The organism is Vreelandella sp. V005 (assembly GCF_052645115.1).
Genome location: NZ_JBQXYA010000001.1, coordinates 1,048,594 through 1,067,442, shown reverse-complemented (window position 1 = coordinate 1,067,442; position 18,849 = coordinate 1,048,594). Strand labels below are relative to the sequence as shown.

At 56.5% G+C, this 18,849-nt stretch carries 19 protein-coding genes; 13 read left to right on the top strand and 6 right to left on the bottom strand.

From position 1 onward, the window contains the following. Window positions 1-38: 38 nt before the first annotated feature. Window positions 39-668 carry a YitT family protein gene (locus ACUN8H_RS04915; RefSeq protein WP_295712356.1) on the top strand — a complete coding sequence of 210 codons (630 nt, stop codon included), beginning with the start codon at window positions 39-41 and terminating at the stop codon, window positions 666-668. 75 nt (window positions 669-743) lie between these two features. Here ACUN8H_RS04915 and ACUN8H_RS04910 read toward each other — a convergent pair whose 3' ends face one another. Together ACUN8H_RS04910 and ACUN8H_RS04905 are read right to left on the bottom strand one after the other, a co-directional pair. Continuing rightward, a complete protein-coding gene (locus ACUN8H_RS04910; RefSeq protein WP_445531018.1) occupies window positions 744-3,326 on the bottom strand; it encodes a heavy metal translocating P-type ATPase in 2,583 nt (860 codons plus the stop codon). Further along, on the bottom strand, window positions 3,323-3,751 hold the full coding sequence (locus ACUN8H_RS04905; protein ID WP_445531017.1) for a MerR family transcriptional regulator: 429 nt from the start codon (window positions 3,749-3,751) through the stop codon (window positions 3,323-3,325). The genes ACUN8H_RS04910 and ACUN8H_RS04905 overlap by 4 nt, the downstream gene beginning before the upstream one ends. 264 nt (window positions 3,752-4,015) lie before the next feature. Between ACUN8H_RS04905 and ACUN8H_RS04900 the strand changes: the two genes are divergently transcribed. The 8 genes from ACUN8H_RS04900 to ACUN8H_RS04865 all read left to right on the top strand — a co-directional run bounded on the left by ACUN8H_RS04900 (window position 4,016) and on the right by ACUN8H_RS04865 (window position 11,907). Then, window positions 4,016-5,365: an OmpP1/FadL family transporter gene (locus tag ACUN8H_RS04900; RefSeq protein ID WP_445531016.1), complete on the top strand. Its 1,350-nt coding sequence runs from the start codon at window positions 4,016-4,018 to the stop codon at window positions 5,363-5,365. A gap of 164 nt (window positions 5,366-5,529) precedes the next feature. After that, window positions 5,530-6,628, top strand: a protein-coding gene (gene prfB / locus ACUN8H_RS04895; RefSeq protein WP_445531015.1) for a peptide chain release factor 2 whose coding sequence is annotated in 2 segments (ribosomal slippage) — window positions 5,530-5,604 and window positions 5,606-6,628 — 1,098 coding nt in all. Because the reading frame shifts where the segments join, the coding sequence is not laid out codon by codon here. A 34-nt stretch (window positions 6,629-6,662) separates the two neighbouring features. Continuing rightward, window positions 6,663-8,174, top strand: a complete 1,512-nt coding sequence (gene lysS / locus ACUN8H_RS04890) for a lysine--tRNA ligase (protein WP_445531014.1) — start codon at window positions 6,663-6,665, stop codon at window positions 8,172-8,174. 83 nt (window positions 8,175-8,257) lie between these two features. Beyond that, window positions 8,258-8,644: a hypothetical protein gene (locus ACUN8H_RS04885; RefSeq protein ID WP_445531013.1), complete on the top strand. Its 387-nt coding sequence runs from the start codon at window positions 8,258-8,260 to the stop codon at window positions 8,642-8,644. 168 nt (window positions 8,645-8,812) lie between these two features. Beyond that, a complete protein-coding gene (locus ACUN8H_RS04880) occupies window positions 8,813-10,216 on the top strand; it encodes an MFS transporter (protein ID WP_445531012.1) in 1,404 nt (467 codons plus the stop codon). A 41-nt stretch (window positions 10,217-10,257) separates the two neighbouring features. Beyond that, the gene (locus tag ACUN8H_RS04875; protein WP_445531011.1) at window positions 10,258-10,566 is read left to right on the top strand and encodes a BolA family protein; all 309 of its coding nucleotides are present in this window, start codon (window positions 10,258-10,260) and stop codon (window positions 10,564-10,566) included. Then, window positions 10,563-11,441: a hypothetical protein gene (locus ACUN8H_RS04870; RefSeq protein ID WP_445531010.1), complete on the top strand. Its 879-nt coding sequence runs from the start codon at window positions 10,563-10,565 to the stop codon at window positions 11,439-11,441. Before ACUN8H_RS04875 ends, ACUN8H_RS04870 begins: the two co-directional genes overlap by 4 nt. Continuing rightward, a complete protein-coding gene (locus ACUN8H_RS04865) occupies window positions 11,431-11,907 on the top strand; it encodes a GNAT family N-acetyltransferase (RefSeq protein ID WP_445531082.1) in 477 nt (158 codons plus the stop codon). The genes ACUN8H_RS04870 and ACUN8H_RS04865 overlap by 11 nt, the downstream gene beginning before the upstream one ends. A 48-nt stretch (window positions 11,908-11,955) precedes the next feature. Here ACUN8H_RS04865 and zapB read toward each other — a convergent pair whose 3' ends face one another. Further along, window positions 11,956-12,150 (bottom strand): cell division protein ZapB, encoded by a 195-nt coding sequence (zapB, locus tag ACUN8H_RS04860; protein WP_290695797.1) that lies wholly within the window; start codon window positions 12,148-12,150, stop codon window positions 11,956-11,958. 135 nt (window positions 12,151-12,285) lie between these two features. After that, window positions 12,286-12,918: a 16S rRNA (guanine(966)-N(2))-methyltransferase RsmD gene (gene rsmD / locus ACUN8H_RS04855; RefSeq protein ID WP_445531009.1), complete on the bottom strand. Its 633-nt coding sequence runs from the start codon at window positions 12,916-12,918 to the stop codon at window positions 12,286-12,288. A 90-nt stretch (window positions 12,919-13,008) separates the two neighbouring features. Here rsmD and ftsY point away from each other — a divergent pair, with 90 nt between their 5' ends. From ftsY to rpoH, 4 genes are all read left to right on the top strand, one after another. Next, entirely contained in the window at window positions 13,009-14,334 is a 1,326-nt protein-coding gene (ftsY, locus tag ACUN8H_RS04850) for a signal recognition particle-docking protein FtsY (RefSeq protein WP_445531008.1), read from the top strand. After that, window positions 14,331-14,999 (top strand): cell division ATP-binding protein FtsE, encoded by a 669-nt coding sequence (gene ftsE / locus ACUN8H_RS04845; protein WP_445531007.1) that lies wholly within the window; start codon window positions 14,331-14,333, stop codon window positions 14,997-14,999. The genes ftsY and ftsE overlap by 4 nt, the downstream gene beginning before the upstream one ends. Further along, the gene (ftsX, locus tag ACUN8H_RS04840; protein WP_445531006.1) at window positions 14,996-16,039 is read left to right on the top strand and encodes a permease-like cell division protein FtsX; all 1,044 of its coding nucleotides are present in this window, start codon (window positions 14,996-14,998) and stop codon (window positions 16,037-16,039) included. The genes ftsE and ftsX overlap by 4 nt, the downstream gene beginning before the upstream one ends. A 214-nt stretch (window positions 16,040-16,253) precedes the next feature. Beyond that, a complete protein-coding gene (rpoH, locus tag ACUN8H_RS04835) occupies window positions 16,254-17,120 on the top strand; it encodes an RNA polymerase sigma factor RpoH (protein WP_290695808.1) in 867 nt (288 codons plus the stop codon). A gap of 122 nt (window positions 17,121-17,242) precedes the next feature. On the opposite strand, the gene slmA is transcribed toward rpoH, so the two are convergent. Both slmA and argB read right to left on the bottom strand, forming a co-directional pair. Next, a complete protein-coding gene (gene slmA / locus ACUN8H_RS04830) occupies window positions 17,243-17,851 on the bottom strand; it encodes a nucleoid occlusion factor SlmA (RefSeq protein WP_445531005.1) in 609 nt (202 codons plus the stop codon). Window positions 17,852-17,870: 19 nt separating this feature from the next. Next, complete coding sequence (gene argB, locus ACUN8H_RS04825) at window positions 17,871-18,770, bottom strand: acetylglutamate kinase (protein WP_290695812.1); 900 nt, start codon at window positions 18,768-18,770, stop codon at window positions 17,871-17,873. Window positions 18,771-18,849 lie beyond the last annotated feature (79 nt).

Here is an 18,849-nt window from a genome sequence, read left to right as displayed (position 1 = left end):
ATCGTAAAATCTACTCACCCTTTAAATAAGGACGCACTATGCGCGTGGAAGATTTACCCAAAGATCAACATCGCCCCTACGAAGATGTGATGGCGATGCTGCTGGGCACGTTCTTTGTCGCGCTGGGAGTGACTTTTTATACCCATGCGGTGCTACTCACCGGCAGTACCGCCGGCTTAGCGCTACTGCTCAGCTATATGACCAGTAGTCTCACCGGTTGGGGTTTTGGGGTATATTTCTTCGCTATCAACCTGCCATTTTACTATTTGGCGGTTAAACGAATGGGCTGGAGTTTTACCCTCCGCACGTTTGCCGCCATCGGCCTGGTCTCGCTGTTTTCGGAGCTGACTCAAGGCTGGGTGCAGTTTGCCAGCGTGCCTTCGATCTACGCTGCGTTAATGGGCGGCGCACTGATGGGGATCGGCATGCTGATGCTGTTTCGCCACCGCACCAGTCTCGGTGGCATCAATATTCTCGCGCTCTACTTGCAGGATAAACACGGCTTTCGTGCAGGCTACGTTCAACTGGCGATTGATGGCGTTATCTTGCTAATTGCGCTGACCCAATTACCGCTGGATCGTGTGGGTTATTCGGTACTAGGGGCGTTGACGCTTAATCTGATTATCGCCCTGAACCATAAGCCAGGGCGCTATATAGGTGTGAGTTAGATAGCGTTCAGCTAAGCCAGAACCACCACACTATTAACGCGATGAGACCCACGCCTGCCACGTTGATCAGTAAGCTCATGAGGCGTCCTCCTGACGTGGGGATTTCCACAGCCGCAAGCGGTTGGCATTACTCACCACGGTGATGGAGGAGAGCGACATGGCAGCACCGGCAATCATTGGCGATAACAGCGTGCCCGTCAGCGGATAGAGTGCCCCCGCCGCGATAGGAATACACAAAAGGTTATAGCCAAACGCGCCCACCAGGTTCTGTTTGATATTGCGCAGCGTGGCGCGGCTGATCTCTATCGCTGATGCCACACCGTGCAGCGAACCGCGCATTAGCGTGATACCTGCGCTCTCAATGGCCACATCGGTGCCCTGGCCAATGGCAAAGCCTACGCTCGCCCGGGCCAGCGCCGGGGCATCATTGATGCCATCGCCCACCATGCCAACGATTTCCCCCGCCTTTTGACGGCGCTCGATCTCGGCGTGCTTATCTTCAGGCAACAAGCCTGCGCGGTACTCATCGATGCCTACTTCTTGAGCAATAGCCTTGGCAGTGTGCTCGTTATCCCCGGTTAACATCACGATGGTTAAACCGTCTTTTTGCAGGCGCTTGATCGCGGCCACGGTATCGTGGCGAAGCGGGTCACTGATGCCAAACAGGGCGGCCAGCTTGCCATCCACCGCTAGGTACACCAGTGTGCGGGCCTGTTTCTCCAGAGCACGGGCCTGCTCTTCACCCGCGTTGAGATCCACGCCGGCTTCGCTTAACAGGCGCGCATTGCCCAGCAACAGCGCTTTGCCGTCGGCGGTTTGGGCTTTTACCCCGCCACCGGTCACGCTGTCGAAACCATTAATCTCGGCAGGGAGAGCGTTGTGTTCATCCGCGTAATTCATTAACGCTGCTGCCAGCGGGTGCTCGGAGCCGCGCTCAAGCGCGTGCACCCATTCCAGCGCGGTGGATTGCTCAACATCAAACAGTTGCGCATCGGTAACGCTAGGCTTGCCCTGGGTGAGCGTGCCGGTCTTATCGACGACTAACGTGGTCAGCTTGCTAGCGGTTTGCAGCGCCTCGCCGCTGCGTACCAGCACCCCGTGCTCTGCTGCTTTACCAACACCGATCATGGTCGAAATCGGCGTCGCCAAGCCCAGTGCGCAGGGGCAGGCAATGATCAGCACGGTGGTCGCCGTGACCAGCATATGAATCACCTGGGGGGCGGGCCCAACGTTGAACCACACCAAGGCGGTGAGGACGGCAATAATCATCACCGAGGGTACAAACACGCTGGACACCTGATCGGCGAGCTCGCCAATCGGAGGGCGCGAGTTTTGAGCGCTCGCTACCTGTTCGGTAATCTGGCCGAGCCGCGTATCGGTGCCTATTCGCGTTGCTTTATACACAAGCCCGCCGCGGCCATTTACCGTGCCCGCGCTGACGTCATCACCCGCCTGTTTTGCTACAGGTACCGGCTCACCGGTGAGCATCGACTCGTCGATATGGCTTTGGCCTTCGGTTACCTGGCCATCTACAGGTAAGCGTTCACCAGGGCGGACTCGGATCTGGTCGCCCACCTGCACGGCATCGATCTCAATCTCCTGCTCGTGTCCGTTGCGAATCACCCGTGCAGTGTGGCTCTGCAGGTCGAGCAAGCGCTTCAAGGCATTGCTGGTGCGGCCGCGAGCGCGCAGTTCCATGGCATTGCCAAGCAGGATCAGCCCAATCACCATGGCAGAGGCTTCAAAATAGATGCCCTGAGCAACTTCCGGCAGCCAAGGTGCGAACAACACGACCACCATGGAATAAAGCCAGGCGGTGCCGGTACCCATCGCGACGAGCGTATCCATATTGGCTTGGTGGTGTTTAACGCTCTTCCAGGCGTTAACGAAAAAGTGGCGCCCAGGAAAGGCCATGATGCCCAGCGTTAATAAACCAATGACCAGCCAATAGAGACGTCCTAAGCCCATTGGGTGAGGGTGGAAAAACAGCATACTCACCATAAGGGGAATCGCCAGTGCCAACGAGATGGCACTGCCGCGAAGCCGTTTCTGATAGGTCTTGGCCTCCTGTTCACTGCGCACGCGTTCCGCTTCGCGCATGTCCACAATTGGCTCAGCGCCATAGCCCACCGATTCAACGGCGGCGATCAATGCCTGTGTATGAGCACTGCCAAACACCTGCGCTGAGTGGCTACCGAAATTAACGCTGGCGGTATCAACGCCCTCGGTACGCTCAAGCGCCTTTTGAACGCTTTTAACGCAGCTGGCGCAGGTCATCCCGCTAATGGCCAGCCGCTGTTTCTTGCCTTGCCCTTGCAAATGGGAATGGGCGCTGGCGGTTTTTTCAGTGTCTGGAGTAGGCGCTGCAGACGCTTCATTCTGGCTCGCTCCGCCACGGGCCGTTTCATCTGCTGCCGTTTTGACGGGCGGGTAGCCCGCATCGCTTAACCCCTGGTCGAGGTCAAGGTCAGGCAAGCTTGTGAACACTTCAAGGCGTTTCTCATCAGGCGTGCCAGTTACCTCGGCACTTGGGTCGAGGCGTTGAATAGCCTCACGCATGCGTTTTACGCAGCCTTGGCAGCTCATGCCTGGAATGGACCGCACGGCAGCGCCGGTGCTCATCGAAAAGGGGGTGTGACGGCCAGAGGAGTCGCTCATGGGGTCTCCTTGGTAGACGGTGAGTCAGGAAAGCTTTCGATTAAGCGGCATACGCTATGCCCGTCAGGCGTGCCATCGGGCATGTGTTGCCAGCTCTCTAGGGCATGCTCCATGCGCTCGGCCAGTGCTTCGAGTTCGGCAATGCGCGCCCGGATTTGAGGCAGCCGACTGGCAAGCAGGTCACGCACCAAGGGGCAGGGTGAGTCGCCTTGGTCGGCGTGACCCAGAATGTCGCGAATTTCGGCCACGCTAAACCCCAGTTTGCGTGCCCGCTGGATAAAGCGAAGCCGCTCTAAGTCAGTATCTGAAAAGAGTTGATAGCCGTTATCGGGATGCCGCTGTGGGACGAGTAGCTGCTCACGCGCATAGTGGCGCACGGTTTCGGCGGTGACGCCGCCGCGTTTAGCAAGCTCGTTAACCTTCATACCTGTCCTCCCGCCCAGCTAAATAGTCACTTTATCAGTGTAGAACCTATGGGTAACCCATAGGTCAAGGGTGCCTTCTTATCTCAGTCAAAATTACTAAAACACTGATTTAAAACGAGCGTGCGACTAATGTATAAGGTAAAAATAAAATAAAACGCTCGTTTGCCCTTGAACCTTTGGCGCAGTTGAGAGAAAACAGTCATGTAAAAAACAAAGAGAGTGGATCGTCGGTATCCACTGGATCATCGGGAAGAGAGGCCCACTATGAATAATAAATTTAATAAGCTCACCCTGGCCGCTGCCATAACAGCCGCCTTCGCCAGCCAAGCCCATGCAGGCGGGTACCAAATCAATGAGCAGAGCGTTAGTGGGCAAGGTTATGGCCATGCAGGACGTAGCTCGAATGTGCATGATGCCACCATCGTCTATGGCAACCCGGCGGGCATGTCGTTTTTAGACCGGGCTCAGGTGACCGTGGGTGGCACTTATCTAAACGTAAAAACAGATATAGACAACGCTTCAGCCAGCCGTTCTTTGCAAACTCCAGCAGGTGCATTGCCTCTGGGCTCGGTAGCTGGAAGCAATGATGGCGATATGGTACCAGGGACACTGGTGCCTTTTGCCTTTTACGCGCAGCCGGTCAATGACCAGCTAGCCTTTGGTTTTGGGGTGTATGCGCCTTTTGGTTCAAAAACCGAGTATGAAGACGATTTCCAAGGGCGTAATCAGGGTAACTATACCGAAGTCAAGGTGATGACCGCCCAGCCAACCGTCTCCTATCGCTTTAATGAACAGTGGGGCGTGGGGGTAGGCGTTACGTATAACCGCGTAGAGGGTGAGCTGCGCCGGCAAGTGCCTGTTGCCGTTGGGCAAGCACCGAATGGGGCACCTATTATTACTGAAGTCGACTCACGCGTTGAAGGTGATGACGAGGCGTGGGGCTATAACCTGGGGGTAATCTATCAGCCAGTGCCGGAAACCACGCTCGGCTTGACGTATCGCTCGAAAGTGGATTTCAACCTGGAGGGCAACTTCTCTGCAAGCTCGCCTGTGCTAGACCAACTAGGTATCGGCACCGTAACCGATACTGCTGCGCTGGATTTAACCACGCCTGAAACGGTTAACTTTTCGCTGACTCAGCAAATGAGCGACAACCTTAAGTTGATGTTTGGTGCTTCCTGGGCGCGCTGGAGCGAATTTGACCAGATTCTGGTCACCGGTACCGAGCGTGGCGAGATCACTAACGAGCAGCAGAATTACTCTAACGCTTGGGCCTTCTCCACTGGCGGCGAATATCAATTGACGCCTCAGCTTGCCTTGCGTGCCGGCGTTGCACTTGACTTTACCCCAACCCAGGATGAAACGCGTAGTGTACGGATTCCGTCGGATGATCGGCGTATCTTCTCAATCGGTGCTGGCTGGAGCCCCACACCAGACCTGACCGTGGATGTAGCGTACTCTTATCTGACCGAGCGTGGCACCCAGGTAGATCAGTCCAAAACCGACAGTTTCACAGTGGCCGGTCAGCGCACGCCGCCCATCACATCAAACTACTCAGCTGATTATAAAAACGAAGCCCACGGTATTGGCGCGCAGTTAACCTATCGCTTTTGAGCCCTTACAGCGTTAATCTCCACCGAAACCCGGCACCCGCCGGGTTTTTTATTGCCTTGAGAAAGGCGCATTGGATGCGGGGCGTGTCGGCTTTCGTTACACTATGCGCCTTTCTGATGAATACACCCTGTACGATCAGGCACAGCAAACGCTAGGGCGATCCCATGTTGGAAACCAACCCGATTCACAACCAGATCAAGGACCTGTCTGAGCGGACAGACGTTCTTAGGGGGTATCTTTGACTATGCCGAGAAGAAAGATCGGCTAGAAGAGGTTACCCGCGAACTGGAAGACCCCAATGTCTGGAACGATCCAGACTACGCGCAGAAGTTAGGTAAAGAGCGCGCCTCCCTCGAAGCCATTGTGGCCACCATTGATGATCTTGAGCAGGGCCTTGGCGACAGCCGGGATCTGTTGGAGCTTGCTGAAATGGAAGAGGACGAAGGCACGGTCGATGAGGTGCGCCAAGAGCTGGACGTTATGCAGGCAGCGTTAGAAAAGCTTGAGTTTCGGCGCATGTTCTCCGGTGATATGGACCAGAACAACGCTTACTTGGATATTCAGTCCGGCTCCGGTGGTACGGAAGCCCAAGACTGGGCCAATATTTTGCTGCGCATGTATCTGCGCTGGGCGGAGAGCCACGGCTTCAAAGCCGATATCACTGAGATCTCGGCGGGGGAAGTAGCGGGCATCAAGTCGGCGACGGTACACATTCAGGGCGACTACGCTTTTGGCTGGCTGCGCACCGAAACCGGTGTACATCGTCTTGTGCGTAAAAGCCCGTTCGATTCCGGCGGCCGTCGACACACTTCTTTTGCGTCGGTATTCCTGTCACCGGAAATTGACGACAGTTTCGAGGTAGAGATTAATCCCTCGGACTTGCGCGTTGATACCTACCGCTCCAGCGGCGCGGGCGGTCAGCACGTAAACACCACCGATTCGGCCGTGCGGATTACCCACGAGCCGACCGGTATTGTCGTGGCCTGCCAAGGCCAGCGCAGCCAGCACGCTAACCGCGACTTTGCCATGAAGCAGTTGAAGGCGCGTCTGTGGGAGCACGAGATGCAGAAGCGCAACGCCGCCAAGCAGGAGGCCGAGGACTCCAAGGCGGATATCGGCTGGGGCAGTCAGATTCGCTCTTATGTGCTTGACGATCAGCGCATCAAGGATTTGCGCACCAGCGTACAGTCCAGCAACTGCGATAAAGTGCTCGACGGGGATATTGATCAATTTATCGTCGCCAGCTTGAAGCAAGGTTTGTAATCTTTTTAGCGTTTGAACATGAACAGGGTGCCCCATGGCTAACCAAGACGCGTCTTCTGCAGACAACGAAAACCACCTGATCGCCGAGCGCCGTACCAAGTTGGCGGCTCGCCGCGAGCGTGCCAATGAGCAGGGAAAAAGTGCGTTTCCCAACGATTTTCGCCGCGACAGCTTAACCGTTGAGCTACAAAACGCCTTCGGCGATAAAGATAAGGCCGAGCTTGAAGCGCTGGATCACCACGCCGCTGTGGCAGGTCGTGTGATGCGTCAACGGGGCCCCTTTATTGTAATTCAGGATGTGGCCGGCCAAATCCAGCTCTACGTGGATAAAAAAGGCCTACCCGCCGACGTACTTGAGGACGTTAAAAGCTGGGATATCGGTGACATCGTCGCCGCCCGTGGGCCGGTACACAAATCCGGCAAGGGCGATCTGTATGTGATGATGAAAGAAGCCCAGCTGTTAACCAAGAGCCTGCGCCCGCTGCCGGATAAGTTTCACGGCCTAACCGATATGGAAGCCCGCTATCGTCAGCGCTATGTGGATCTGATCATGAATCCGCAGTCGCGCAAGGTGTTTGAAACCCGCGCGGCGGTCATTAGCTCCATGCGTCGCTTCTTTGAAGCGCGCGGCTTTATGGAAGTGGAAACGCCGATGCTGCAGCCGATCCCCGGCGGCGCGGCGGCACGGCCTTTCATTACGCATCACAATGCGCTGGATATCGACATGTATCTGCGCATTGCACCGGAGCTTTACCTCAAGCGTTTGGTGGTGGGTGGTTTTGAAAAGGTGTTTGAGATTAACCGCAACTTCCGCAACGAAGGGTTATCCACGCGTCATAACCCAGAATTCACTATGGTGGAGTTCTACTGGGCGTACGCGGATTATCGCGACCTGCTCGATATGACCGAAGCGATGCTGCGCACCGCGGCGGAGGAAGTGCTGGGCAGCGCGGTGATCGAGTATCAGGGGGCGAGCTACGATTTCGGCAAACCGTTTACCCGCTTGACGCTGCGTCAGGCGATTCTTGATCACGGTGACGGCATTGCCGACAGCGATTTGGATTCGTTGGAGGCGGCGCGGGCAACCGCTGAGAAACTGGGCATCAAGGTCAAAGAGAGCTGGGGCCTGGGTAAGGTGCAAACGGAGATATTTGAAGAGGTGGCTGAGCATAAGCTCGACCAGCCGACCTTTATCACCGAGTACCCGGCTGAAGTGAGCCCGCTTGCCAGGCGTAACGACGCCAACCCCTTCGTCACCGACCGCTTTGAGTTCTTTGTCGGTGGGCGCGAAATCGCCAACGGTTTCTCGGAGCTCAACGACGCTGAAGATCAGGCCGAGCGCTTCCGCGCCCAGTCGGCGGAAAAAGACGCTGGCGACCTGGAAGCGATGTACTACGATGCGGATTATGTGCGCGCATTAGAGTACGGCATGCCGCCTACTGCAGGTGAAGGTATCGGTATTGACCGTCTGGTGATGCTGTTTACCGACAGCCCTTCCATTCGCGATGTACTGCTATTCCCGGCGATGCGCCCTGAAGTGGGTTAAACCGTTCAATAGCGGATGAAAAGTTGGTAAGGGCGCGTTATAGCGCCCATAATGGTCAACGTTTCGACGGCGAGGAGAATCCCATGAAACTGCTTAATCGCTCCGCACTGAGCGTCAGGCCGACCCAGCCCTTTGTGGACTGGATCAACGCGCTGGAACCCACCATGGGAGACGACGACCTGACCCTGGACGACGTCGAACGTGAAAGTACCATTTATCTGATTCCAGAAATGGATACCCCAGAGGCGCTGGAAACCTTTGTGCGCGATCGTTGCGTAGAAATTCTTGAAACTGAGCTACGCGCTTGGGAAGAGGATGAGCGTCAGTGGCCCGATAAAATCGACTGGGCGCTGTTTCAAGAGTTTGTACGCGTTGAGCATAGCTATTTAGCGATCGATTTGGACGATGAGACAGCCCTTGAAATTTCCGAAGTGGATGATGCGCTGTTGTTAGACAGTGAGCAGGATTAGCGTGCTAATATTTTAGCCAAGCTTTGTTTGCTTGCACGGCGCTTTGATATGACTGCTTGGCGCATGATGAAACCGGCTTAGGCCGGTTTCTTTGTTTTCGATAAAGTAGTTTTGAAGACAAAAGTTTAGCTTTTTCGATTAGCAACACGCCTGCCTAGGAACTTCGCTATGCGTCTGTTTGAAACCCGTCCTGGAGACGATGGCCTGCCGGGGCCCGAACGTGCCTTGGCCGTGCTGGCGTTGGTGACCGGCACGTTAATGGCGGTGGTCGATACCACCATGATCAATTTAGCCCTGCCTACCATCGCCGCAGATTTAAACGTGTCGGCCTCCCGTGCCGTGTGGATTACCAACCTTTTTCAGGTTGTCTGTGCCGCGTTTTTGCTGGTATTTGCGGGCGTCAGCGAGTTGATTACCCGGCGTCGGCTCTACCTGTTCGGGCTGGCCACCTTTGTCGCCGCTGCGCTGGGGGCAGCGCTGTCGCGTAACCTGGAAACGCTGCTGGTGTTTCGCGCTTTCCAGGGGCTGGGAGCGGCCGCCACGCTCTCCATCGGTCCGTCGCTGTATCGGGCCATTTTCCCCTCGCGCCTGCTGGGCAGCGCGCTGGGCTTAAGTGCCTTGGTGGTCGCGGGCGGTTATGCGGCCGGGCCTACGCTGAGCGGGGTGATCTTATCGTTTGCCGACTGGCCCTGGCTGTTTGCCTTGAATGTGCCGCTGGGCCTCTGCTCGCTATGGTTGGCCAAGCGTGCCTTGCCCCAAGACGAGCCGCGAAAAGGCAGCTTCGATGTGGCTGGGGCGCTGCTCTCTATCGTGATGTTGGCGAGCTTTTTTATCGCCATGGACGCTGTCAGTCATGCAGCGCCGATTTGGCAAAGCGGTGGCTGGGCGTTACTGGCGGTGCTGGCCTGTAGTGGGTTTATTGCGCGCCAGCGTCGTGCGCCTTATCCATTGCTGCCGCTCAGTGTGTTTGCCGAGCCACGCTTTACGCTGGCGGTCTCTGCCTCAGGGCTTGCCTTTATAGGCCAGGGCCTTACGTTTGTGGCGCTGTCGTTTTTCTACCAGGAGCAGATGGGCTTTTCACCGCTGGAGACCGCTTGGCTGTTCACTCCCTGGCCGCTGGCGATCATGCTTGTTGGCCCCATTGCCGGGCGCTTGGCCGACCGCATCAATCCCAGCATTCTCTCCAGTACGGGGCTTGGCTTGCTGATCATTGGCTTGGTGGCGCTGGCGCTCGTCGACGAGTCAACCGGGGTGGCAGGCAGCCTATGGCGCACCGCGCTATGCGGTATTGGTTTTGGGCTGTTCCAGCCGCCCAATAACCGCGAAATGATGGGTAGCCTGCCGCCGGCGCGCAGCGTCAATGTTTCTGGGGTAATGAGTACCACCCGCACGGTAGGACAGTCGTTCGGCGTTGCCTTGGTCGGTGCAGCGCTGGCGTTGGGGTGGCCTGTCCAGGTAACACTCTGGCTGGGGGCGGGCACGACGCTACTGGCACTGTTGGCAAGCGTGGCGCGTATGCCGCTGGCAAAGCGTGCATTACACGCTCGTCGGGCATCGTCTGCTGGCCCGTAAGCGCGTACAATAAACTGGTTTGTGATCTCAAGGAGAACCCCATGACGCTGCAGACACAGATTGAGCAGAAGTTAGCGGCACTCGCGCCGGACGTGCTGCAGGTTGAAAATGAAAGCCACATGCATAACGTGCCCGCCAACTCTGAAACGCACTTCAAAGTGACGCTGGTCAGCGATAGCTTTGACGGCCTGATGCCAGTCAAACGTCATCAAAAGATATATGCCCTGTTGGCCGATGAGCTGTCAGGCCCGGTCCACGCCTTGGCGATGCATCTTTATACGCCTAGCGAGTGGCAAGCCCGTGGCGGTGATCGGCCTGATTCTCCCCACTGTCGTGGCGGCGGCAAGTGAATCAAGAAGTCACACGGCGCCACTATTTGGATGCCATGGGCATCACCAGCTGGGGTGGCCGCTATCAGCTTCCCAATGCGCGGCCTTCTGAGGCCTGCGAGTGGGAAGACGCTGCCCCGGACGCTATACCCCCCCGGGAGCGGCTGCAGGCCCTGCTGGATGACGCTCCTTCGCCCAAGCGTCAATCGTCAAAACCTCAAGCGACCGAATCCCCGGTCTCAACTGAAGCCATAGCATCCCCTTCGGCGGTGCGGGCACTGCTGGGCCAAGACAAGCCAACACCGCAGAAGCAGGCGTCAGACAAGCCGGTAACGGCTGATCCCGCTACCTCAGCGCTCTCTGCTGATGCAGCGCCTGCTGCGCGGGCCAAACCACTCGCGTTTGCGCTTTCCTGTCTATGCCTTAACGGACGTTGGCTAATGCTGCAGGCTGGGGAAATGAGCGCACTTGAACGGCAGTTATTGGCCAACCTGCTGCACGCGGCGGGCGTCCATCGCGGTGAACTGCCTCAGGTGACCCACTTCTCATGGCCGCCAATGACCAATGCGTTTGCGGTTGAGGATCCACTCGCAGAGGCGCGTGAAGGAGTAGCGGCGTTTATCGAGGGGCAGGCAAGCCGGCAAGGGTGGCAGTTAGCGCGGCTACTGTGGTGGGGAGAACTGGGCAGTGAGCAGGCACCGCTGGATAACGTTCTGAATATAGCGGAAGGTCACAGTAATACGCTCTCGCTGCCGGTGTGGCAGGGCCCCACGCTGGCTGCCCTGCTGGAGGGGGCTCGTAGTAAGCGTGATGTGTGGCCAGCACTACGCGCACTCGACCAGCAGTGGACCCAGGATAATTCAGTGGCCGCGGGGCCAAATGCTGATGATCACTGAACTCAGCGTTGACCATCTAGCTTTACTCACAGCATTGGAGCGACACGTGCAAAGCGGCAGCTCCGATTCACAATTGCTTGAAGCCCTGGGTAGCCAAGATGCCAGCGTATTGGGTTGGTGGCATGACCAGCAGTTGCGCGGGTATGCCATCGTGGCACGGTTGCCGTTTGAGGCGGAGCTGCAAGCGCTAGGAGTGGTGCCGGAATGCCGGCGAAGTGGCGCAGGCTTGGCGCTGATGGAAGCCGTTTTAGCGCAGGCTCAGCGCTGGGCGAGTGAACGGCTGCTGCTGGAAGTACGGGTGGGTAATCTGAGCGCTATTCGCCTCTACCAGCGCTGCGGTTTTGGCGAAGACGGGCTTAGGAAAGACTACTATCCGGGCAAGGTTTCTCCTCTACCCCCGCACGACCCGGCGGCTCCCATCACCGCCGGACGTGAGGATGCGCTGCTGATGTCGAGAGCGCTTTAAGCGAGGCGTTAGCAACCCTCGAGGGTAAAGGCTAAACGAGGGTAGAGATTAAGAAGCGCTGGTGGTATCGAGGCTGTCGAATTTGCTGAGCAGGCTATTGAGACGACGCTCCCACTCTTCACGCTCCTCTTTGAGCTTGGCGTTTTCGCCGCGCAGCTCTTCATTTTCCAGCTTCATCATTTCCAGCGCATCAACAGTATCAGTGACTTTCTGTTCAAGCTGGTTAAATAGTTCCAAACTCATGTATGTCTCCCAAGCGTAAATACGAGAACCCAAAATCGGTTGCTTACAAAGTGCCCAAAATAACAAGCGGAAAGCTTGCTAACAGGCACGAATGTGGCGAGCGTAACGCCACTGCTGCGCGGCGGCAAGCGCTGTTTATAGCGGGTGGCGTTGATAAAGACGCGCGGTGCTTTCCCCTGCCTGGGTTTCACGGTGTAATTGCCAGTTAGCTGGCACGTTAGGCGTCAGGGATGTCTCTGTTTCAAGGTAAATCATCGCCTCTGCGCTTAACCAGCGGCCCTCTTCTAACGCTGAACAGCAAGGCTCGGCTAACTGTTGATGAAAGGGCGGGTCGAGAAATACCAAAGAATAGGATTTGGCAGGCCGTGCCAAGTAGGCCTGGACATCAGTCACATGCACGGGACTTGAGGTAATATTAAGGGTGGTAAGATTTGTTGACAGCTGCGCTGCCACGCTTGGATCGTGCTCGACGAAATCGACACAGGCTGCGCCACGGGAAACGGCTTCAATGCCAAGCGCGCCAGTGCCTGCAAATAAGTCCAATACCTGTTGACCATAAAGCTGTTGGCCTAGCCAATTAAACAGCGTTTCTCGCACGCGGTCAGGGGTTGGGCGCAGGCCAGGGCTATCTAGTATGGGTAACTGACGACGGCGAAACTCGCCACCGATAATGCGTAATTTACCCACTGGCTTACCCAGTGGTTTGCCGGCCCGCGGCGAAGTTGAACGGCGGGACGCAGATGAGCGGGAAGAGCGTTGTCGTGTCATGGAACGGATTGTAGCGGCCCGCTTATCCAAAGTCTTGGTCTGCGGTGGTAGGATGGCGTTAATGTTCACTATTTATGTCGAGTAACACACATGTTTGGTTTTTTTAAGCGTAAGCACAAGCAGGACCCACAGCAGGCCCCTCAAGATACACAGCAGGCAACTGAAGAAGAACAACGTCTAAAAGAGCCCCCTCAAGAGCGGGCTGATGAAAAGGAAATTGAGGCCCCCGAGACCTCTTCGGAAACTGTTGAAGAGGCCACGCCCGTGCCGAAGACTGTGCCAGAGCCAGAGCCAGAGCCAGAGCCAGAGCCAGAGCCAGAGCCAGAGCCAGAGCCAGAGCCAGAGCCAGAGCCAGAGCCAGAGCCAGAGCCAGAGCCAGAGCCTGTGCGTGAAACGCCGCCTCCTGCTGCATTGCAAGAGAAGCCTGGCGCGAAAATAAGTGGGCAGCAAAGCGAACAGAAAGGTTGGTTTGCACGCATTAAATCCGGCCTGGGTAAAACCCGTGCGAATCTCTCGGATGGCATTGCCGATCTGTTTTTAGGTAAGAAGCAGATTGATGACGAGCTGCTGGAAGACCTGGAAACGCAGCTGTTGATGGCCGACGTGGGCATTGAAGCGACGACCGAGATTATCGGCCGCTTGGAAGCGCGTGTCTCGCGCAAAGAGTTAAATGACCCTGAAGCGCTCTATCGTGGTCTTCAGGAGGAGTTGACCAGCATGCTGGCGCCCGTCGCCAAACCGCTAGCGATTGAGCCGCCGTTACTTGAAAACGGTCAAACGGGCCCGTTTGTCATCTTGGTCGTTGGCGTCAACGGGGTCGGTAAAACGACCACGATTGGCAAGCTGACCCAGCGTTTTCAGCGTGAGGGTAAAAGCGTCATGCTGGCGGCCGGCGATACCTTTCGCGCGGCCGCCGTTGAGCAGCTCAAGGTTTGGGGCGAGCGTAATCGCGTGCCCGTAATCGCTCAGCACACCGGTGCGGACAGCGCCTCGGTCATTTACGACGCCGTCGCGGCTGCCAAGGCCCGCGGTATTGATGTACTGATTGCCGACACCGCAGGACGCCTGCATAACAAAAGTCACTTGATGGAAGAGTTGAAAAAAGTCCACCGGGTCATGCAAAAACTGGATGCCACCGCGCCCCATGAAGTGATGCTCGTGCTGGATGCAGGCACCGGCCAAAACGCCATCTCTCAGGCCAGCACCTTTAATGAGGCGGTACCGGTTAGCGGGATTACCTTGACTAAGCTGGATGGAACCGCCAAAGGCGGCATTATCTTTGCTCTGGCCAAACAGTTGGAAACGCCGATTCGCTTTATTGGCGTGGGGGAGGGAATTGATGATCTGCGCCCCTTCGAGGCCAAGGATTTCGTTCATGCACTGTTTGATCGCCAAGGGGACGATGCTAGCGCATGATCGCCTTTGAGCATGTGGGAAAACGCTATGGCGGGCGCTTTGAAGCGTTGGCGCATCTGAATTTTCGCGTTGCCCGTGGCGAGATGGTGTTTCTGACCGGTCATTCCGGCGCAGGGAAGAGTTCCCTACTGCGCTTAATTATGCGCCTTGAAAAGCCCAGTCGTGGCCGCGTGGTGGTGGCTGGCCACGATATCGCCCAGTTGCATGCCAGTCAGGTGCCTTTTTATCGGCGCCAGATTGGCGTGGTGTTTCAAGATCACCAGTTGCTCTTTGATCGCAGCATTTTTCATAATGTCTCGTTACCGCTGGAAATCCAGGGAGTCGAGCCTCGTGAAGCCGGCCGGCGAGTACGCGCCGCGTTGGATAAGGTGGGATTGCTGCACCGGGAAAAAGCGTTGCCCATCGAACTTTCTGGCGGTGAACAGCAGCGCGTCGGGATTGCGCGGGCAGTGGTTAACAAGCCTGCCCTCCTGCTCGCCGATGAGCCCACGGGCAATCTGGACCCCCAGCTCTCGGCGGATATTATGGCGCTGTTCGAGGACTTTAACCGCATTGGTACCACGGTCATGATTGCCAGTCACGATTTGGCCCTGATCGCTCGGTTGCGCCATCGGATCCTGCGTTTAAGCGATGGTCGGCTGGTAGCCGATGAGGGAGCCTTATGAAACCCTCCGCCACGCCAAAGCGCCGCTCGGGTGCCGCCTTGAAAACACCGCGCAAACCTGTTGCCAAGCCAGCGGCCGATAAGGCTTCACAGCGGGGCGCAAGGTCACAGCAAACGCGATTCTCCAGCCGCCTGCGTGCTTGGGGTCGCCATCACCGCAGCATGGCATGGGATAGCTTTCATCGCCTGATACGTTATCCGTTAGGTAATCTATTGACCATGCTGGCCATCGCCATTGCGTTGGTGCTGCCCGCCGCGCTGTGGTTGACCTTGGACAGTGCCCGCCTACTGGATGCCGAACTTGATGAAAGCGCTACCCTGACGGTTTACTTGGCGCTGAGCACAGATGACGCTCAGGCAAGCCGTATCGAAGAGGCAGTCAACGCCGAGCCGAGTGTGCTTGAGACGCAGATGATCAGCGCTGAGCAGGGTATGGCAGAATTTCAGCAGTCATTGGGACTCGATGATGCCTTGGCAGGGCTGGAAAGCAATCCGCTGCCCATCAGCATCGTAGTGCACCCGGCTAGCATCAGCCCAGCCGCCATGGAGCAATTAGCCACTACGTTGGAAGGGCTCTCAGGGGTCGATGAGGTACGCGTTGATCTGGCATGGGTGGAACGGTTAAGGAATCTGGCCGAACTGGGCAGGCGCGTTGCGCTAGCGTTAGGGGCGCTGTTTGGCCTGGGGGTGCTATTGGTGGTGGGCAATACGATTCGCCTGTCGGTAGAGAGCCGCCGTCGGGAAATTGAAGTGGTGATGCTGATTGGTGCCACCCATGCGTTTGTTCGTCGGCCGTTTCTGTATAGCGGTGCGTGGTACGGCGTGGGCGGTGGTTTATTAGCGCTTGGCCTGCTGGGGTTAGGCAACCATTGGCTCTCCTTGCCAGTGGCCGCGTTGGCTGCCAGTTATGGCGCCAGTTTTTCATTACCACAACTTGACGTGACAGGCTCTACAATTCTGCTATCTTGCAGTACACTACTAGGCTGGCTAGGCGCTTGGTTGGCGGTTACGCGCCATCTCTCAAGTATCCGACCACGATGAGCACGATGGTTAGCCGGGCGACGAACAGTGTAAGACTGACGCCACTATTTATATCGCAGCAACAGCAGGCGGGGCAGCCATTTCTATCTGTGCTGTATGGCTCCGCGGGAACCTTATCCAAGCGATAAGGTCTTTGTAAGACAGCGACATTGTAATAGGTTATTGATAACGTGCTAAGTCAACCACGATGGGTTACAGGGGAGACCACCTGCACATGAGCACTAGTCTTCTACCGGTTGGGCAACTTTCACCAGGCGGCGATCTGGGCGGTTATATCCGCGCGGTCAATGGAATTTCGGTTTTAAGTGCCGATGAAGAGCGGGAGCTAGCATACCGTCTTTATGATGAAGGTGACCTTGAGGCGGCACGCCGCTTGGTCATGTCGCATTTACGCTTTGTCGTTCATATCGCACGTAGCTACTCCGGTTATGGGTTACCCCAGGCGGATCTGATTCAAGAAGGAAACGTTGGCTTGATGAAAGCCGTCAAGCGCTTCGACCCGAATCAGGGCGTTCGTCTCGTCTCTTTTGCTGTGCACTGGATCAAGGCGGAAATCCACGAATTTGTGTTACGCAACTGGCGAATCGTCAAAATTGCCACCACAAAGGCGCAGCGCAAGCTGTTCTTCAATCTACGCAGCGCTAAAAAGCGCTTAGCTTGGCTGAACAACGACGAAGTCGACGCCATCGCTAAAGACCTTGATGTTAAGCCAGAGGTTGTGCGCGATATGGAAGGGCGCCTCTCCTCTTACGACGCAGGCTTTGATGCGCCCGCTGGCGAAGATGAAGAAAGTACTTACCAAGCGCCCGTGTATTTCCTGGACGATGCGGCGTCCGACCCCGCTACGCAGCTTGAGGACAGCAACTTCGAGGAAGACTCGACCCGCCGCCTGCAGGTCGCGCTTGAAGGCCTCGATGAGCGTTCGCGGGATATCCTCCAGCGCCGCTGGTTAGCTGACAGCAAAGAGACGCTGCACGACTTGGCCGATGTGTACGGTGTCAGCGCAGAGCGTATTCGTCAGCTAGAAAAGAATGCGATGAAAAAGCTGCGCCAGAAAATGGGCGAGCCGATGGTGGCATAAGCCATCTACATACTATGTGTCGTAATACCATGCGTCGTATAAAAAAACCGGCCCTTACAAAAGGCGCCGGTTTTTTTGTACTTTGCGATGGTGGTTGGCTCTAGGGCCCGTGGTGGTTGGGGCTAGGCGGGCTGCACCGCAGCGCGCAGTAATTGCGCTGACAGCAGCGACCACTGATCTTCCCAATGTTCGGTCGGCAGGCGCTTAAAATCGCTACGCACGTACTGCGAAATTCGCCCTTCCGCCTGTGCCGCCAGTAAGTTGGCTGCGGCGGAGGCGGGGATGGTTGGGCGAAGCCCTTCACGTAGTTCGGCCTCGCGCAGGATCTGCTTGAGCTGTAACTCCAAGCGTTCGAACAGTTGATTAACCCGCTGTCGGAGTCGGGCGGTTTCGCCAGTGAGCACGTCGCCTCCCATTACCCGAGCCAAGCCAGGATTTTTTTCGGCAAAGCCGAGCAGCAGCGCGAGTATCGTGCCGCATCGGGTCATAGCGTCGGGTACGTCGTCTAAAATGCGCGTAATGCGTTCAAAAATACTCTCTTCGATAAAGTCGATCAGCCCCTCGAACATACGCGCTTTGCTGGGGAAATGACGGTAGAGTGCCGCTTCAGAAACGCCTACTTGGCGAGCGAGAGCGGCGGTAGTAATACGTTTACCACTGTCTTCTTCAAGCATTAATGCCAGGGCTTGGAGTATCTGCTCGCGGCGGCGTGGTTTTTGATCTTCGCTCATAATGTGCCCTCCGTCGCGGTTAGCTCGCGTCCGTGATTAGGGTGCCCACCCCAGCATTGGTGAAAATTTCCAGTAGCACCGCGTGGGGAACACGGCCATCGATAATGTGCGAGCTATTCACGCCGCCCTTGACCGCATCCAGGGCACAGCGAATTTTGGGCAGCATTCCACCATAGATGGTGCCGTCTTCGATCAACGCGTCGACTTGCGTGGTGGTTAAGCCGGTGAGCACCTCGCCTTCAGCATTCATTAAGCCAGCGACATTGGTGAGCAGCATCAGCTTTTCGGCGTTGAGCGCTTCGGCAATCTTGCCTGCTACCAGGTCAGCGTTGATGTTGTAGCTATGACCAGCAGCATCCACGCCGATCGGCGCAATAACCGGGATAAAGTCGCGAGCCGCCAGCATCTCAATCAGCTCAGTAGAGATCGATTCAACTTCACCCACATGGCCGATATCGATAATCTCTGGGGCCGTCATTTCGGGGCTTTGATGTTCGACCTTGAGCTGGCGGGCGCGAATTTGCGCGCCGTCTTTGCCGGTCAAGCCGATTGCTTTGCCACCGCTTTGGTTGATCAGGTTGACGATGCTTTTGTTAACCAAGCCGCCCAGCACCATTTCAACCACGTCCATGGTTTGCGAATCGGTCACCCGCATGCCGTTGACGAAGCGCGACTCGATGTTGAGCTTTTTGAGCAGATCCCCGATTTGTGGCCCGCCACCGTGCACCACCACTGGGTTAATGCCGACCTCTTTCATTAACACGATGTCGCGTGCAAAGGAGTCGATCAGGGTGCTTTCGGTCATGGCATTACCGCCGTATTTGACCACCACGGTTTTACCGGAAAACTGCTGAATGTAGGGGAGGGCTTCGGAAAGCACCTCCACAACGACCTGCGGGTCGCGACTGACTGAACTCATGAGGTTGTCCCTTGCGAACGTTTATTATGCTGCTAACGTTTATGCTGATTTATTGTTGAGGGCCGCGCTTTCTAAATGT

Excerpts from the sequence above, each read along its gene's own strand:
- rsmD (WP_445531009.1), bottom strand. The coding sequence starts at position 12,918 with ATGACACGACAACGCTCTTCCCGCTCATCTGCGTCCCGCCGTTCAACT.
- ftsX (WP_445531006.1), top strand. The coding sequence starts at position 14,996 with ATGAAACCCTCCGCCACGCCAAAGCGCCGCTCGGGTGCCGCCTTGAAA.
- ftsY (WP_445531008.1), top strand. The coding sequence starts at position 13,009 with ATGTTTGGTTTTTTTAAGCGTAAGCACAAGCAGGACCCACAGCAGGCC.
- argB (WP_290695812.1), bottom strand. The coding sequence starts at position 18,770 with ATGAGTTCAGTCAGTCGCGACCCGCAGGTCGTTGTGGAGGTGCTTTCC.
- lysS (WP_445531014.1), top strand. The coding sequence starts at position 6,663 with ATGGCTAACCAAGACGCGTCTTCTGCAGACAACGAAAACCACCTGATC.
- ACUN8H_RS04900 (WP_445531016.1), top strand. The coding sequence starts at position 4,016 with ATGAATAATAAATTTAATAAGCTCACCCTGGCCGCTGCCATAACAGCC.
- rpoH (WP_290695808.1), top strand. The coding sequence starts at position 16,254 with ATGAGCACTAGTCTTCTACCGGTTGGGCAACTTTCACCAGGCGGCGAT.
- ftsE (WP_445531007.1), top strand. The coding sequence starts at position 14,331 with ATGATCGCCTTTGAGCATGTGGGAAAACGCTATGGCGGGCGCTTTGAA.
- ACUN8H_RS04865 (WP_445531082.1), top strand. The coding sequence starts at position 11,431 with ATGATCACTGAACTCAGCGTTGACCATCTAGCTTTACTCACAGCATTG.
- zapB (WP_290695797.1), bottom strand. The coding sequence starts at position 12,150 with ATGAGTTTGGAACTATTTAACCAGCTTGAACAGAAAGTCACTGATACT.
- ACUN8H_RS04885 (WP_445531013.1), top strand. The coding sequence starts at position 8,258 with ATGAAACTGCTTAATCGCTCCGCACTGAGCGTCAGGCCGACCCAGCCC.
- ACUN8H_RS04910 (WP_445531018.1), bottom strand. The coding sequence starts at position 3,326 with ATGAGCGACTCCTCTGGCCGTCACACCCCCTTTTCGATGAGCACCGGC.
- ACUN8H_RS04880 (WP_445531012.1), top strand. The coding sequence starts at position 8,813 with ATGCGTCTGTTTGAAACCCGTCCTGGAGACGATGGCCTGCCGGGGCCC.
- ACUN8H_RS04875 (WP_445531011.1), top strand. The coding sequence starts at position 10,258 with ATGACGCTGCAGACACAGATTGAGCAGAAGTTAGCGGCACTCGCGCCG.
- slmA (WP_445531005.1), bottom strand. The coding sequence starts at position 17,851 with ATGAGCGAAGATCAAAAACCACGCCGCCGCGAGCAGATACTCCAAGCC.
- ACUN8H_RS04905 (WP_445531017.1), bottom strand. The coding sequence starts at position 3,751 with ATGAAGGTTAACGAGCTTGCTAAACGCGGCGGCGTCACCGCCGAAACC.
- ACUN8H_RS04915 (WP_295712356.1), top strand. The coding sequence starts at position 39 with ATGCGCGTGGAAGATTTACCCAAAGATCAACATCGCCCCTACGAAGAT.